At 71.6% G+C, this 14617-nt stretch carries 15 protein-coding genes and 2 pseudogenes; 8 read left to right on the forward strand and 9 right to left on the reverse strand.

Going from position 1 to position 14617, the window contains the following annotated elements; translation table 11 throughout:
• A pseudogene (locus AVW11_RS33245) lies at positions 1 to 472 on the forward strand (glycoside hydrolase family 3 protein); the annotation flags it as partial.
• Positions 473 to 578: 106 nt separating this feature from the next.
• Here AVW11_RS33245 and nagB read toward each other — a convergent pair.
• The gene (gene nagB, locus AVW11_RS33250) at positions 579 to 1364 is read right to left on the reverse strand and encodes a glucosamine-6-phosphate deaminase (protein WP_076046890.1); all 786 of its coding nucleotides are present in this window, start codon (positions 1362 to 1364) and stop codon (positions 579 to 581) included.
• A 260-nt stretch (positions 1365 to 1624) separates the two neighbouring features.
• Here nagB and AVW11_RS33255 point away from each other — a divergent pair, with 260 nt between their 5' ends.
• The gene (locus AVW11_RS33255) at positions 1625 to 2503 is read left to right on the forward strand and encodes a leishmanolysin-related zinc metalloendopeptidase (protein WP_060176745.1); all 879 of its coding nucleotides are present in this window, start codon (positions 1625 to 1627) and stop codon (positions 2501 to 2503) included.
• Between the two features lie 104 nt (positions 2504 to 2607).
• Here the strand turns inward: AVW11_RS33255 and AVW11_RS33260 are convergent, their stop codons facing one another.
• Positions 2608 to 3369, reverse strand: a complete 762-nt coding sequence (locus AVW11_RS33260) for an SDR family oxidoreductase (RefSeq protein WP_060176746.1) — start codon at positions 3367 to 3369, stop codon at positions 2608 to 2610.
• 84 nt (positions 3370 to 3453) lie between these two features.
• Between AVW11_RS33260 and AVW11_RS33265 the strand changes: the two genes are divergently transcribed.
• Positions 3454 to 4044 carry a TetR/AcrR family transcriptional regulator gene (locus tag AVW11_RS33265; RefSeq protein ID WP_060176747.1) on the forward strand — a complete coding sequence of 197 codons (591 nt, stop codon included), beginning with the start codon at positions 3454 to 3456 and terminating at the stop codon, positions 4042 to 4044.
• Positions 4045 to 4400: 356 nt separating this feature from the next.
• Positions 4401 to 5870 carry a sensor histidine kinase gene (locus AVW11_RS33270; protein ID WP_060176947.1) on the forward strand — a complete coding sequence of 490 codons (1470 nt, stop codon included), beginning with the start codon at positions 4401 to 4403 and terminating at the stop codon, positions 5868 to 5870.
• Positions 5871 to 6041: 171 nt separating this feature from the next.
• Here AVW11_RS33270 and AVW11_RS33275 read toward each other — a convergent pair whose 3' ends face one another.
• Together AVW11_RS33275 and AVW11_RS33280 are read right to left on the reverse strand one after the other, a co-directional pair.
• On the reverse strand, positions 6042 to 6299 hold the full coding sequence (locus AVW11_RS33275) for a WhiB family transcriptional regulator (RefSeq protein ID WP_003953983.1): 258 nt from the start codon (positions 6297 to 6299) through the stop codon (positions 6042 to 6044).
• 323 nt (positions 6300 to 6622) lie between these two features.
• Complete coding sequence (locus AVW11_RS33280) at positions 6623 to 7588, reverse strand: diacylglycerol/lipid kinase family protein (protein WP_060176948.1); 966 nt, start codon at positions 7586 to 7588, stop codon at positions 6623 to 6625.
• An 85-nt stretch (positions 7589 to 7673) separates the two neighbouring features.
• On the opposite strand from AVW11_RS33280, the gene AVW11_RS33285 reads away from it, so the two are divergent.
• Positions 7674 to 8120 carry a hypothetical protein gene (locus AVW11_RS33285; RefSeq protein WP_037833706.1) on the forward strand — a complete coding sequence of 149 codons (447 nt, stop codon included), beginning with the start codon at positions 7674 to 7676 and terminating at the stop codon, positions 8118 to 8120.
• 24 nt (positions 8121 to 8144) lie between these two features.
• Here AVW11_RS33285 and AVW11_RS33290 read toward each other — a convergent pair whose 3' ends face one another.
• The 3 genes from AVW11_RS33290 to AVW11_RS33300 form a co-directional block, all read right to left on the reverse strand.
• Positions 8145 to 9155: an RNA polymerase sigma factor SigF gene (locus AVW11_RS33290; protein WP_063898420.1), complete on the reverse strand. Its 1011-nt coding sequence runs from the start codon at positions 9153 to 9155 to the stop codon at positions 8145 to 8147.
• Between the two features lie 11 nt (positions 9156 to 9166).
• A complete protein-coding gene (locus AVW11_RS33295; protein ID WP_030012703.1) occupies positions 9167 to 9580 on the reverse strand; it encodes an ATP-binding protein in 414 nt (137 codons plus the stop codon).
• Positions 9581 to 9785: 205 nt separating this feature from the next.
• Positions 9786 to 10046, reverse strand: a complete 261-nt coding sequence (locus AVW11_RS33300) for a UBP-type zinc finger domain-containing protein (RefSeq protein WP_030849921.1) — start codon at positions 10044 to 10046, stop codon at positions 9786 to 9788.
• A gap of 55 nt (positions 10047 to 10101) precedes the next feature.
• Between AVW11_RS33300 and AVW11_RS33305 the strand changes: the two genes are divergently transcribed.
• On the forward strand, positions 10102 to 11682 hold the full coding sequence (locus tag AVW11_RS33305; RefSeq protein WP_030849914.1) for a Na+/H+ antiporter: 1581 nt from the start codon (positions 10102 to 10104) through the stop codon (positions 11680 to 11682).
• 363 nt (positions 11683 to 12045) lie between these two features.
• On the opposite strand, the gene AVW11_RS33310 is transcribed toward AVW11_RS33305, so the two are convergent.
• Positions 12046 to 12939: a 1-aminocyclopropane-1-carboxylate deaminase/D-cysteine desulfhydrase gene (locus AVW11_RS33310; protein ID WP_076046891.1), complete on the reverse strand. Its 894-nt coding sequence runs from the start codon at positions 12937 to 12939 to the stop codon at positions 12046 to 12048.
• Positions 12940 to 12981: 42 nt separating this feature from the next.
• A complete protein-coding gene (locus AVW11_RS33315) occupies positions 12982 to 13179 on the reverse strand; it encodes a DUF7848 domain-containing protein (protein WP_060176750.1) in 198 nt (65 codons plus the stop codon).
• A gap of 213 nt (positions 13180 to 13392) precedes the next feature.
• Between AVW11_RS33315 and AVW11_RS33320 the strand changes: the two are divergent.
• Both AVW11_RS33320 and AVW11_RS33325 read left to right on the forward strand, forming a co-directional pair.
• Positions 13393 to 14000: pseudogene (locus AVW11_RS33320) on the forward strand (helix-turn-helix domain-containing protein).
• A 4-nt stretch (positions 14001 to 14004) separates the two neighbouring features.
• A complete protein-coding gene (locus tag AVW11_RS33325) occupies positions 14005 to 14475 on the forward strand; it encodes an NUDIX domain-containing protein (RefSeq protein WP_060176751.1) in 471 nt (156 codons plus the stop codon).
• Positions 14476 to 14617 lie beyond the last annotated feature (142 nt).

The following is a 14617-nucleotide window of genomic DNA, read 5'->3' on the forward strand; positions in this document are numbered from 1 at the left end:
CGCGCGGCCGGAGGGGAGCCGCGCGGCGGGCATCGGCCTGACGGCCGCCCGCCGGGCCCTCGTCGTCACCGGCTCGGCGGGCCCGCTGACCGGCCCGTACGTCGCGACCCTGACCCCGGTCGCGAACATCGCCGTCGGCGACGAGACCCCGTGGGGCCCGGCCGCCGAACTGGCCGAGCTGCTGCCCTCCACCACCGCGGACCTCTACCCGCAGGGCGCCACGGCCGGGGAGATCCTGGCGGCGGCGGGGGAGCGCACCGTGGTCGCGGTGGTCCGGGACGCGCACCGCCACCCGTGGATGACCGAGGTACTGGACGCCCTGGTCGAGGCCCGGCCGGACACGGTCGTGGTCGAGATGGGGCTGCCCCGCGCCGAGCCGCGCGGGGCCCTGCACATCGCGACGCACGGCGCCGCGCGCGTCTGCGGACGCGCCGCCGCCGAGGTCGTCGCGGGGGCCGTCACAGGGGTGTGACGCCGCGGTACCGGAGCCGGGCACCCGTCACAGGGGTGGTGCCCGGCTCCGCCGCCCACGGCGAAGGGCCGGGCTCCGCGAGCCCGGCCCTTCGTCCGTCGCGGTGCTACAGCCCCTGCCAGGACGGCTTGTTGGCGTAGGTGTGGCGGAAGTAGTCGGCCAGCTTGAGCTTCGAGGCGGCGGCCTCGTCCACGACGACGGTCGCGTGCCGGTGCAACTGCAGCGCGGACGCCGGCACGAGGGCCGACAGCGGACCCTCGACGCTCTGCGCGACGGCCTCGGCCTTGCCCTCGCCGGTGGCCAGCAGCACCAGGTGGCGGGCGTCGAGGATGGTGCCGATGCCCTGGGTGATGACGTGGTGCGGCACCTGCTCCAGGTCGTCGTCGAAGAAGCGCGCGTTGTCCACGCGGGTCTGCTCCGTCAGCGTCTTGATGCGGGTGCGCGAGGCCAGGGACGAACAGGGCTCGTTGAAGCCGATGTGCCCGTCCGTGCCGATCCCCAGCAGCTGGAGGTCGACGCCGCCGGCCTCGGCCAGGGCGCGGTCGTAGGCCTCGCACGCGGCGACGATGTCCTCGGCGGAACCGTCGGGGCCCATGAAGGCGGCCTCCGCCAGACCGAGCGGCTCGACGACCTCGCGCAGGACGACGGCGCGGTAGGACTCGGGGTGCCCGGCCGGCAGGCCGACGTACTCGTCGAGCTGGCATATCCGGGCCGCGGAGACGTCGACCTCACCGGCTCCGACCTTGCGCGCGAGGGCCTCGTAGACGGGCAGCGGGGTAGAGCCGGTCGCCACGCCGAGCAGGGCGTCGGGCTTGCGGCGCACCAGGGCCGCCATGGCCTCCGCGATGAGCTCGCCGCCTGCCTTGGCGTCCGGGACGATGACAACTTCCACGCGGGGCCTGCCGATCTGGAGTGGGTGATGTGGTATAGACCAATCTAGCAGAGGGAGCCGGCTGCGGCGGGGCTCCCGCCGCTTTCCATGGTGCTGCCGATCCCGCCGTCCGGCCTCCCGTGGGCTCACCCGGGAGGCCGATGCGGTGCACGGTGCTACAGCCGGTCTGACCTGGGATTGGTTGCCCTGTCTACAACTCCTTTGTCGCATAAGGTGGCTTTGGTAGGTGAATCGTGCTATGTGCGATTGGAGTGGTAGTCATGGCCAGGAATCCCACCTACGCCTTCGAGAGTTACAAAGCCGTGGCGAGTGCCACGCGCGCCGCCGAGCTGGCGGAGACCACCTCCCCGTTCCAGATCGAGGTCCGCTTCGTCGGAGGGCTGTCGACAAGCCAGCAGGACGTCTTCGCCGCGGCGGCCGAGCGCTGGGCGCGGGTCATCGTCGGCGACCTGGAGACCGCGATCGTCCGCGACTTCAGCGGCGAGGTGATCGTCGACGACATCCTGATCGACGCGGAAGGAGCCTCCCTCGACGGCCTCGGCGGCACCCTCGGAGAAGCCGGTCCGACGGTCCTGCGGCCGCAGACGGCGCTCGCCGGGGCGGGCCTCCCGGCGAAGGCCATCATGCGGTTCGACAAGGCCGACCTCGGCCAGATGGAGGACGACGGCTCGCTGCTCGACGTCATCACCCACGAGATGGGCCACTGCCTGGGGATCAGCGGATTCATCTGGAGCACCTTCGACCTGCTGAAGGACTGGCCGCCCGTCATCCGTCCCGGCAACCCCACCTTCGTCGGCCCGGGCGCCATGGCGGAGTTCGGGATCCTCCGCGGCGCGGGGCAGCCCCTCCCGGTCCCGGTCGCGAACGTCGGCGGCCCGGGCAGCGCGGGCAGCCACTGGCGCGAGAGGGTCTTCGGACACGAGCTGATGTCGCCGAACATCGCCGCCGCCGGCAATCCGCTGAGCCGGCTGACGGCCGCGAGCCTCGGCGACATCGGCTATGAGGTCGACCTCGACGGCGCGGAGCCCTACGAGCTGCCCGACCTCATGGCGATCGCGGCCGCGGGCGAAGAACCCGAGGTCCGGCGGGGCGTCGTGCTCCCGACCGTTCCCAGCAGCATCCCCTCCGAGCGGCCGTAGCCCCGACCGCCCCCGGGTGTGTCGTGCCGGTCCAGGCCGTGCCCGCGCGCCCGGCCTGAACCGGCCTCATCCGGCCTCGTCCGGCCCGATCCGTCAGGCGGGCCCTAGATCAGCGCCAGCTGCAGGCCGCCCGTGGCGTCCAGGTGCTGGCCCGTGACCCAGCGGGAGTCCGCCGAGGCCAGGAAGGCCACCACGTCCGCCACCTCCTGCGCCGTCCCCACCCGGTGGAAGACCGAGCGGGCGGCCAGGTGGGCCCGGGTCGCGGGATCGGCGAGCAGGGCCGCGTTCAGGTCCGTCTCGGTGATCCCCGGCCCCACCGAGTTCACGGTGATCCCGCGCGGGGCGAGCTCGGCGGCCAGCGAGCGCGTCATGGCGTTGGCCGCTCCCTTGGCCATGACCGTGGCGAGGATCGCCGGCAGCGCGAGGTCCGGGGTGCCGGTCACGTTCACGATCCGGCCCCCGTCCCGCAGCCGCGCCAGGCCGTGCTTGATCACGAAGAACGGCGCCTTGGCGTTCAGCGCGTGCGCCCGGTCGTACGCCTCCTCGTCGGTGTCCCCGATCCCCGCGAAGGCCGCGGCGCCGGCGTTGTTGACGAGGATGTCCACCGCCTCGGTGTGCGCGGGATGGGCCCCGTACGCCGCCCAGAGGGCCTCCGCGTCCCCCGGAACGCCCAGCTCGGCCCCGATCGCGAAGGCACGCCCGCCGGCCGCCCCGATGGCCGCCACGGTCTCCTCGGCCGCTTCCGCGTTGCGCCCGTAGTGCACCGCCACCAGCGCGCCGTCCCGCGCCAGCCGCTCCGCCACGGCCCGGCCGATGCCCCGGCTGCCGCCCGTGACCAGTGCCGTCTTCCCCTTGAGCACGCCCATGACGCGCCCCCCTCCGAAATCATTAGTGGTCGCTACAGAAAGAGACCGTACCAGATTCCCTAGCGGCCGCTATAGAATCTGTGCATGGTGACCGGACAGCGCGGCAGGCCCCGCTCCTTCGACCGTGACGCCGCCCTCGACAAGGCGATGACGGCCTTCTGGGAGCGCGGCTACGAGGCGACCTCGATCTCCGACCTGACCGCCTCGATCGGCATCAGCGCACCCAGCCTCTACGCGGCCTTCGGCGACAAGCGCAAGCTCTTCGACGAGGTCGTCGGGGTCTACGGCAGCCGGTACGGCGACTTCGCCGGCGTGGCGCTGGCCGAGGAGCCCACCGCCCGCGCCGCCGTGGAGCGCATCCTGCGCGAGGCGGCCGAGATCTACACCGACCCGGCCCACCCGCCGGGCTGCATGGTGATCAGTGCGGCGACCAACACCACCTCCGACGAGGTGGCCCAGGCGCTGCGCGAGCGGCGCAACGCCAACCTGGACCTCTTCGAGAGCCGGATCCGGGCCGACGTCGCCACCGGCGCCCTGCCCGCGGACACCGACGCGCGGGCGCTGGCCCGGTACGCCGGGGCCGTGCTGCAGGGAATGTCCCAGCAGTCGCGCGACGGGGCGACCCGGGAGGAGCTGGAGGCGGTGGCGGAGCGGGCCCTGCTGGCCTGGCCGTGAAAGGCCCCGGACATTCCTCTGGGCCACGGTGCAGGACGGGACCCTCAACCCGTCCGGCACCGTAGCCCGGAGTACTTACGGCCGTCAGGTGTGCGGTTCCCGGCGGCCGGTGAGAGGTGCCTGCGCGGTCAGGGCAGAGCGCGCGGCTACCTCGATCCGTCCTCCTGTGCGGGGAGGGCGGAGACTCTAAGTCAATTCTGGACTAGACCATTCTGTTCTGTCCATCCAATGACGGTAGCTGGAAACCCGTCACTTCCTCCAACAGTACGCGGCCCGCGCCCCTCCTGGATACTCCTGAGTACCGGCGTGGGGAAAGTCATCGTGCGTACCCGGGGTACGCTCGCCACGTGCCCTCCATGAACGACCTCGTACGCCAGCACACCGCTCTCGGAGAAACCGACCTGGAGTGGCTCCACCTGCTGGTCTCGGAGTGGCAGCTGCTCTCCGACCTGTCCTTCGCCGACCTGGTGCTGTGGGTGCCCACCCTCGACGGCACCCGGTACGTCTCGGTCGCCCAGATGCGCCCCAACACCGGCCCCACCTCGTACCAGGACGACATGGTCGGCCACCTGGTGCCGCGCGGCCGGCGCCCGCTGCTGGACGCGGCGCTCGACGAGGGCCGCATCGTGCGCGAGGGCGACCCGGAGTGGCGCGAGGAGGTGCCGGTCCGCGTCGAGTCGATCCCCGTCCGCCGTGAAGGACGGGTACTGGGAGTGATCGCCCGCAACACCAACCTGCTCACTGTGCGTACACCCAGCCGGCTGGAGCTGACCTACCTCCAGTCCGCCTCCGACCTCGCACAGATGATCGCGGCGGGCGCCTTCCCCTTCCCCGGACAGCAGGTCGACATGGACGCCTCCCCGCGCGTCGGTGACGGCCTGATCCGGCTCGACGCCGACGGCGTGGTCACCTACGCCTCCCCGAACGCGCTCTCCGCCTACCACCGCCTCGGCCTCGCCTCCGACCTGGTCGGCCAGGACCTCGGCGCCACCACCGCCGAACTCGCCCCCTCCCGCGGCCCGGTCGACGAGGCGCTGGTCAAACTCGCCAGCGGCTGGGCCCCCCGCGAGACCGAGGTCGAGGGCAACGGCGGCGTCATCCAGCTGCGCGCCATCCCGCTCAAGCCGAAGGGGACCCGGATCGGCTCCCTGGTGCTCTGCCGCGACGTCACCGAACTGCGCCGTCGCGAACGTGAACTCATCACCAAGGACGCGACCATCCGGGAAATCCACCACCGGGTGAAGAACAACCTCCAGACCGTGGCGGCCCTGCTGCGGCTCCAGGCCCGCCGCATGGATTCGCCCCAGGGCCGCGAAGCGCTCAACGAAGCCGTGCGCCGCGTGGGTTCGATCGCGATCGTGCACGAGACGCTCTCTCAGAACCTCGACGAGCGGGTCGAGTTCGACGAGATCGCCGACCGGGTCATCGCGATGGTCTCGGAGATCTCGCCGGGCCGGGTCGACTGCCGGCGCACCGGCCGCTTCGGGATCCTGGACGCGGAGGTCGCCACCCCGCTGTCGATGGTGCTCACCGAGATCCTGCAGAACGCCTTGGAGCACGCCTTCACCCAGGGGGAGCGGGGCACCGTGGAGGTGTCCGCGCTGCGCAGCGGAACCGGCCGCAAGGACGGGCGGCTGCTGATCACCGTGCTCGACGACGGCAACGGCCTGCCCGAGGGATTCGACCCCCAGCGGGCCGGCAACCTCGGACTGCAGATCGTACGGACCCTCGTGGAGGGAGAGCTCGGCGGCACCTTCGACATGGTCCGGGCCGAGCCGCGCGGCACCAAGGTCGTCCTCGACCTGCCGTCCAGCCCCCAGAAATAGCAGCCGAACAGTGACTCACCGTGAGCGCCGGGCCGCGGGCCGCGCGCACGCAGCGTAGTCGCGGCACAGCACTGAGCCCCGGACCGAATGCTTCGGTCCGGGGCTCAAGAGCACGTTGCTGAGCGCTTCTTCGGTACTGCGCGCTGCGCGTCGAGGCTCGAAAGTCGTTTGTCAGGCGCTGGCGTTGCGCGCCCGGTTGCGAGCGGCGCGGCGCTTCATGGCGCGGCGCTCGTCCTCGCTGAGACCGCCCCAGACGCCGGAGTCCTGACCGGACTCGAGCGCCCACTGCAGGCACTGCTCCATGACGGGGCAACGGCGGCAGACGGCCTTGGCTTCCTCGATCTGCAGCAGCGCAGGACCGGTGTTGCCGATGGGGAAGAAGAGTTCCGGGTCTTCCTCGCGGCAAACGGCGTTGTGACGCCAGTCCATGGCTGCTCCATCTCCTTGTATTGCGGGCACTTTGCTTGTGAATGTGAACGCTTTCACGAATCCCCCCGTGAGGGAAGGGCGACCGCCCGGTTTCACGCGGGTGATCAGTCAGAGATTCGTGGAGGGGTTCTGGCGGTCTGTGTGGGTGCCGGTTCTGCGGGCTGTCCCGATCGCCATGAAGAGATTCGCAAACCTCGGACGGGGATACAACCCCTTCCGGAAAGTTTTTTTTGATTCGTCGGTGTCTACTAGGTCACAGCCCTACATCGTGAGGGTGGACCGGCGTGTAAACGTTCGAGTGAAAGGCCTGTGGGCCCTTCTACTCACACAATCACACGCAGTGCACGGCGTACGCCTGTGAACCGAACGCTGGTGCGCAGTCCGAGGTGATCACCGTCCATCTGGAACGGGAGGGGAACCTTCGAATGCAAGGTGAAGTCGGTCAGATCGTGCAGAGACACCGCATGCTTGCCGCGCGGACCCCGCTCAGGAGTGGAGGTCAGGAGCTGTGTCGCGTAGCGGGCGACGGCCGGAGTTGACAAACGGTTGAGCGCCAATACGTCAAGTGCGGTATCGAACGACGCCTCCGGCGAGGCGTAAAGCGGACGATTCCCCAGATACGTCCACGGTGAGGTGTTGCACACTATGGACAGCACCAGGCCCGTCACCGGATCCGCCCCGGGCCGCTCCAGCGTGACCGTCCCCTGCCGCCGGTTGGGCTCCTCCCAGAACTGCCGCATCAGCTGTCGTACATACAGGGCGTGCGTCGAACGCTTGCCCCGCTCGCGCTGCTGCTCGACCCGCCCCACGACGCCCGCGTCGAAACCGAAGCCGGCGCAGAAGGTGAACCAGCGCGCAGGAACCGACTCGTCCCCCGTGCCGGGGGTGCCCGCCGCCAGACCCAGGCCGACCGTCCGCTCGCGCCTTTCGCGCAGCGCGTCCAGCAGCGCGCCCGTCGCCTCGACCGCGTCGTTCGGCAGCCCCAGGGCCCGGGCGAACACGTTGGTGGAGCCGCCGGGGACCACCGCCAGGCGGGGCAGCCGGTCCGGATCGGGGCCGTCGTGCAGGAGCCCGTTCACCACCTCGTTGACGGTGCCGTCGCCGCCCAGGGCGACCACCAGGTCCAGCCCCTCGTGCGCGGCCCTGCGCCCCAGGTCCCGGGCGTGCCCGCGGTACTCGGTGGTGACCGCCTCCAGCTTCATCTCGCTGGCCAGGGCATGGATCAGGACGTCGCGCGTGCGCGCACTGGTGGTCGTCGCTGCTGGGTTGGCCACGAGAAGTGCACGCATGAGCGCCAGACTACCCACCCCTCCGCGGGCCGACCCTACTGCCCGTCCCCTCCGGCCTCCGCCGGGGCGCCGCTACCCTGCATGGGTGAGTAAGAAGCAGCCCGCGAAGGCACCCGCCCCCACCGTCGAAGCGCCCACCGCGCTGCCCCGCCGGCTGACCGCCGCGGCCGCGCTCACCGCCCTGGAGGGGCTGGCACTCGCCGGCCTCGGCGTGTACATGCTCTTCGTCGGCATCGCCGGCGACCCCGACTCCCCGCAGCAGGCCGAGACGGGCGGCATCACCCTGCTCGCGCTCGCCGCGCTGCCGCTGATCGCCGCCCGCGGACTGCGCCTGGGCCGCCGCTGGAGCCGCGGCCCGGCACTGATCACCCAGCTGATGGCGCTGCCGGTGGCCTGGACGCTCTACACCACCGGCGGTGCCATGACCGCCGCGGCCGCGGCCCTCGCGGCGGCCGCGGTGGCCGTCGTCGCACTCCTGGTGAACCCGACGGCGACCGAGGCCCTCGGCATCGGAGGGCCGTCCTCCTCCTGAGCCCGGCGCACGGCCGGGCCCGGCTCACTCCTCGACGAGCAGCTTCTCGCGGAGCTGGGCCAGGGTGCGGGCCAGCAGGCGGGAGACGTGCATCTGGGAGATGCCGACCTCCTGCGCGATCTGCGACTGCGTCATGTTGCCGAAGAACCGAAGCAGCAGGATCCGCTTCTCCCGCGGCGGCAGGCCCTCCAACAGCGGCTTGAGGGACTCGCGGTACTCGACGCCCTCCAGGGCCTCGTCCTCCGCCCCCAGGGTGTCCGCGACCGCCGGCGACTCGTCGTCGGTGTCCGGAACATCCAGGGAGAGCGTGCTGTAGGCATTGGCCGATTCCAGCCCCTCCAACACCTCCTCCTCGGAGATGCCCAGCCGCTCGGCCAGCTCGTGCACCGTCGGGGAGCGCCCGTGCTGCTGGGACAGCTCGGCCGTGGCCGTAGTCAGCGAGAGCCGCAGCTCCTGCAGGCGCCGGGGCACCCGTACCGCCCAGCCCTTGTCCCGGAAGTGGCGCTTGATCTCGCCGACCACGGTGGGCGTGGCGTACGTGGAGAACTCGACCCCGCGGTCCGGGTCGAACCGGTCCACCGACTTGATCAGGCCGATCGTCGCGACCTGGGTCAGGTCGTCCAACGGCTCACCGCGGTTGCGGAAACGCCGCGCCAGGTGCTCGACCAGGGGCAGGTGCATCCGTACGAGCCGGTTGCGCAGCTCCGCCTTCTCCGGCGAGCCGTCGGGCAGCGCCCGCAGCTCGACGAACAGGGCCCGCGCGCTGCTGCGGTCGCGCGGATCGGGCAGCGCCGCAGGCGCCGAAGACACCGGGAACCCCGCCACCGGGGCCGGCGCAGCGGCCTCCGATGGCTGTGCCGGCTGTGATGGGTCGTGCTGGTTCTCGCTCATAGGGCCCGCCCGTCGCTCCGCCGAGTCCAAAAAGCCGTCTTCCGCATCCGCGTCAGCCGGGTGCGGCCGGGCGTGCTGCTGCTCCGGGATGCCGCCGTCGACCTCGTGCCGTACCCGGGGCCGATCCCCGCCCCGCACCGGGATCTCCCCGCCGCTCACGCCGGGCCTGGCCCCGCGCCGCGTTGTTTGTAGAGGCTGATGCTCACCGTCCGGTTCTCCTCGACCGTGGCCTCGACCTTGCCGGCCAGCGCCGACAGGACCGTCCAGGCGAACGTGTCGCGCTCCGGTGCGCGCCCGTCCGTGGTCGGCGCCGAGACGGTCACCTCCAGCGAATCGTCGATCAGCCGGAAGACGCAGCTCAGGACGGAGCCCGGCACGGCCTGCTGGAGCAGGATCGCGCAGGCCTCGTCCACCGCGATGCGGAGATCCTCGATCTCGTCGAGGGTGAAGTCCAAACGTGCCGCGAGGCCGGCCGTGGCCGTCCGCAGCACCGACAGGTAGGCACCCGCAGCGGGCAGCCGGACTTCCACGAAGTCCTGAGTCCCGGGCTCGCCTGCGATCTGGGACACCCTCACCTCCAAGGTGGTACGAGCTCTTTTCGCCGGTGACGCTACCGCGATCCGGGCGATCGTGTCGCGGCACCCCTCGTGACGCCCGCCCTGAGCACCCTGCCCTGCGGTCAGTGACTGATGGTAAGCCCACATGTACGCACAGTGGCTAGGGGTCTGCGGGGGTCAAATCGGGGGAACCGGCGGAGGGTTGAACTACCCCGCCTCAGACGATCGAACCGTCCACGAAACACCATCGCCAGGTCTCGCCCGGCTCGAAGCTCCGCACGATCGGATGGCCGGTCTCGTGGTGGTGCGCCGTCGCGTGCCGGAACGGCGAGGAATCGCAGCACGCCACGTGCCCGCACCCCAGACAGATCCGCAGCTGCACCGGGTGGCTGCCGACCGCCAGACATTCGGCGCAGGTCTGTGCAGACGGGACCGGCTCGGGGCGCGGCAGTTCGGCAACGTGGGTGCACTCGCTCATGATGGCCAGCGTACGGCCAGGGTGCGGGTGCGCGACGACGGAGGATGGATCTTCGATGGACGTATTGCAGCTGGTGGCGCTCGTCGCGGGCAGCGCGGCCGTCGCGGGACTCGCCCGCCGCACGCCGGTGCCCGCGCCGCTCCTGCTCGTCGCCGCCGGGCTGGCGGCCTCGTACATCCCCGGCGTGCCCTCCTACGCCCTCGATCCGCACATCGTGCTGCCGCTGCTCCTCCCGCCGCTGCTGTACACGGCCGCGGTGGACAGCTCGTACCTGGACCTGCGGGCCAACATCAGGCCGATCGCGATGCTGTCGGTCGGCTACGTGCTCTTCGCGACGGTCGTCGTCGGGTACGCGGCGTACCTGCTGGTGCCCGGCCTGTCCCTGCCGGTGGCCCTGGTGCTGGGCGCGGTGATCGCGCCGCCCGACGCGGTCGCCGCCACCGCGATCGCCCGCAAGCTGCGGCTGCCGAACCGGCTGACGACCATCCTTCAGGGTGAGTCCCTGGTCAACGACGCCACCGCGATCACCGCGTACAAGGTGGCGCTGGCGGCGGCGGTCGGGGTGAGCGCCGGCTGGGCGGGCGGCATCGCGGAGTTCCTGCTGGCGTCGGTGGGCGGGGTCGGCGTGGGCCTGCTGCTGATGGTGCCGATCCACCAACTGCGCAAACGGATGCGGGAGCCGCTGCTCCAGAACACCCTGTCGCTGCTGATCCCCTTCGTGGCGTACGCGGCGGCCGAGCGGGTGCACGCGTCCGGTGTGCTGGCCGTCGTCGTGGTCGCCCTCTACCTCGGGCACCGCAACTGGCAGGTCGACTTCGCCACCCGGCTCCAGGAGGAGGCGGTGTGGAAGATGGTCGCCTTCATCCTGGAGTCGGTCGTCTTCGCGCTGATCGGCCTCCAGCTGGCGGTGGTGCTCACCGGTCTGGGGGAGTACGAGGGCATGGACGCGGCCTGGTACGCGATCGCCGTCTTCCTCGTGGTGGTGGTGGCCCGCTTCGTGTGGGTGTTCCCGGCGACCTTCGTGCCGCGCGGGATGTCGCGGCGGATCCGCGAGCGGGAGCCGGACACCGACTGGAAGTCCCCGGTGATCGTGGGCTGGGCCGGTATGCGGGGCGTGGTGTCGCTGGCCATCGCCTTCTCCGTGCCGATCTCGGTGCCGCACCGCAACCTGATCCTCTTCCTGACCTTCACGACGGTCATCGGGACGCTGGTGGTGCAGGGGCTGACGCTGCCGCCGCTGATCAGGGCGCTGAAGCTGCCGCCGAAGGACGTGCAGGCCGAGACGCTGGCCGAGGCGCAGGCACAGAGCGAGGCCTCGCGGGCGGCGGAGGAGCGGCTGGCGGAGCTGCTGGAGGAACCGGAGAACTCCACGCTGCCGCCACCGCTCGCGGACCGGCTGCGGACGGTGCTGGAACGGCGGCGCAACGCGGTGTGGGAACGGCTGGGCGAGGTCAATCCGCTGACGGGGGAGTCCGCGGACGACATCTACCGGCGGCTCGCGGGGGAGATGATCGAGGCGGAGCGGGAGGTCTTCGTCGCGCTGCGGGACAGCCGGCGGATCGACGACGAGATGCTGCGGGTGCTGCTGCGCAGGCTGGACCTGGAGGAGGCGGCGGCGTACCGCGAGGCCACCTGACCCGTGCCGGGCCCCTGCGGGGGGCTCGGCGGGGGGCTCGGTGGGGCGGGCCCCGGGACCCCGGCGGGGGTCGGTGCCGGCACCCTGCGGGGTGCTCGGCGGGCGGCGGTGGGGCCGGCCCCGGGGCCCCGGCGGGGGTCGGTGCCGGGGTGTCCGGCGGGCGGGGGTGGGGCTGGTCCCGGGACTTCCGCTGCGGGGGTCGGGGCCGGTGCCGCGGCGGGGGTGACGTCCGGTACTCATGATGTGGGCGCCCGCTTACGGGCCGGCGGTACGGCCGATGCCGCGCCAACACATCACGTTCCACGTCCCGGACATCACCCCCACCCCGCCTCCGTCCCCCGCCCCCCTCTCCGGCGGCTCCGGCTACGGACGGCCGGTGATGATCGCGGTGACGGTCGTGCCGGGTGGGAAGGCGTCGGACCGGGTCAGGGCGGTCAGGGCCCAGAGGAGTTTGGCCACGTAGATCCGTTCCACCGGGAGGCCGTGGCGGGAGGCGAAGTCGGCGGCGAAGGACTCCAGGGCGGCCGGGACGCGGGCGTACCCGCCGTGGTGGAAGTCCTCCGCCAGGGACCAGTCACCGGCCGGGCCGCCGTACGCCTCGGCCTGGAGGGAACGTATCTCCGCCGGCAGGAAGCCCCCGGCCAGGACGGGAACGCCCAGCGCCCGCTGCCCGGGGGCGAGGCCGGCAGCCAGACCGGCCAGGGTCCCGCCGGTGCCGCAGGCCACCGCGGCCACGTCGGTGACGCCGTGGAGTTCGCGGCCGAGCTCGGCGCAGCCGGAGAGCGCGAGGGCGTTGCTCCCGCCCTCCGGGACGACGTACGCCCCGCTCGCGCCCGCCTCGTCCAGCAGCAGGGCCTGTGCCTGTGGATCGGCCTTGGCGCGGTAGCGCGAGCGGGAGACGAAGTGCAGGCGCATGCCGTCCGCCGCACACCGGGCGAGGGAGTCGTTCAGGGGCCGGCCGGCCAGCTCGTCGCCGCGCACGATGCCGATCGTCCCCAGGCCCAGCAGGCGACCGGCGGCCGCGGTGGCCCGCAGATGGTTCGAGTACGCCCCGCCGAAGGTGACGAGCCGGTCGTGCCCCGCCTCCAGGGCCGCGCGCAGGTTCGGCGCGAGCTTGCGCCACTTGTTGCCGGGCAGCTCGGGATGGACGAGGTCGTCCCGCTTCAGCAGCAGCCGCACCCCGTGCGCGGCGAACCGCTCGTCCACCGCCTCGACGAGCGGAGACGGCGGCCGAGACTGCAGTTCGGGATGGTCCACCCGTCCATTGTGAGCCGCCCCGCGTCGTCGCACGGGCGGGGGCTACGTCTCGCGGGTGACGCGGGCGTGATCGGTGAACACTCGCCGGAACAGGTCGTGACCGGTCCGCCCGGCATGCCGGAGCGCCCAGTCCTGCGCGTCCGTCTGTTCGTCGTGAGCGCCGGACTCGGCTCCACAGCCGCCGGCGACGCAGACGTGCCGGATGGTGTGGGGGACGTAGCGCAGCACGGCGCGGCTCATCGGCTCACCTCCGTGTGGGGGTGCTGACGGATCTCGACGTTGCAGTCCACGACCCCTGACAGGTCCCGCAGCCGGTAGCACTCCGCGCGCTGAACGACCAGGGCCGCACACACGTCGCACGTCGGGTCCGTCTGATCGGGATCGGCCACCGGATTCGACCTGCTGCCACAGTCCCCGCATTTCGGGACGTCCTACGGCCTGTAGAACCTCCCTATGCAGACCGAGCGGTTAAAGGCCCTGAAGGCATCCGGCGGCTGGACTCATGCATCGCCGGCGAGCGCTACGGGCGTCGATCCGAAGAGCGTGGAACGCTGGGTCAACCTCGGACGCACCCCACGACGGACAACGGCGCTGCTGGCTGCCGAGACACTGGGCGGGGACGTCCACGCACTGTGGTCGACGCTGAGACAGGCCCGTGCCGCGCGGGCCGTCAGCCCCGAACTGGTGGCGTTGTACGACCAGCGTGCTGACCTACCCGTCTCCGTGTTCGTGGACCTGCTGACGACAGCTCGCGCCCGGATCGACGTGCTGGTCTATGCGGCGGTGTTCCTGCACGAGGCGTATCCCCGCCTGAACGAACTCCTTCGGGAACGTGCGGCGGACGGATTCCCGGCATCGAGCTTCGAACGCACGGCACGACCCTCTACAACAGCCTGTACCGGCCGGACGACGAAGCCCTGGTCAATGCCCACGTCTGGGGTGTGAACGCGTACGGTGCGCCCGTGTGGCACCTTCGCCGCCACGAAGCCGGGGGCATCTTCGACACATACGCCGAGAGCTTCGACGCGGTGTGGGAGACGGCCCGTCCCGTGGAGGAGTGACCCGATGGCACGGACCGAGTACTACGACGATCCCCACGCGCCCGCGCCGAACAGCATGGTCGTGGCGGCCTCCGCCGTCGTCACGGACGACCAAGGGCGCATCCTGCTGCAACGCCGCCGCGACAACGACCTGTGGGCCCTCCCCGGCGGAGGGATGGACCTGGACGACTCCCTCCCCGGAACGGCCGTCCGGGAGGTCAAGGAGGAGACGGGGCTCGACGTGGAGATCACGGGACTGGTCGGCACCTACACGGACCCGAAGCACATCATCGAATACAGCGACGGCGAGGTCCGCCGCCAGTTCAACGTCTGCTTCACGGCCCGCATCACCGGGGGCGTGCTGGCGATCTCGGACGAGAGCACGGAACTCCGCTTCGTGGAGCCGGCCGAGCTGGGGGCCTTGCCCATGCACCGCACCCAACGCCTGCGAGTACAGCACTTTTTGGAGAACCGCCCCTCCCCATACCTCGGGTGATGCTGCATGCGCGCTCAAGCAGGCCTTGGTGGAGGTCGGCTCGGCGCTCGTAGCGGATGCGTAGGCACTGGAACCGGTGCAGCCAGGCGAAGGTGCGCCGGCTACCTCTCGGGTGGCGAAGTGGCGGTGGGCCGCCACTTCG

This window comes from Streptomyces amritsarensis (assembly GCF_001953875.1).
GTDB classification, from domain to species: domain Bacteria; phylum Actinomycetota; class Actinomycetes; order Streptomycetales; family Streptomycetaceae; genus Streptomyces; species Streptomyces amritsarensis.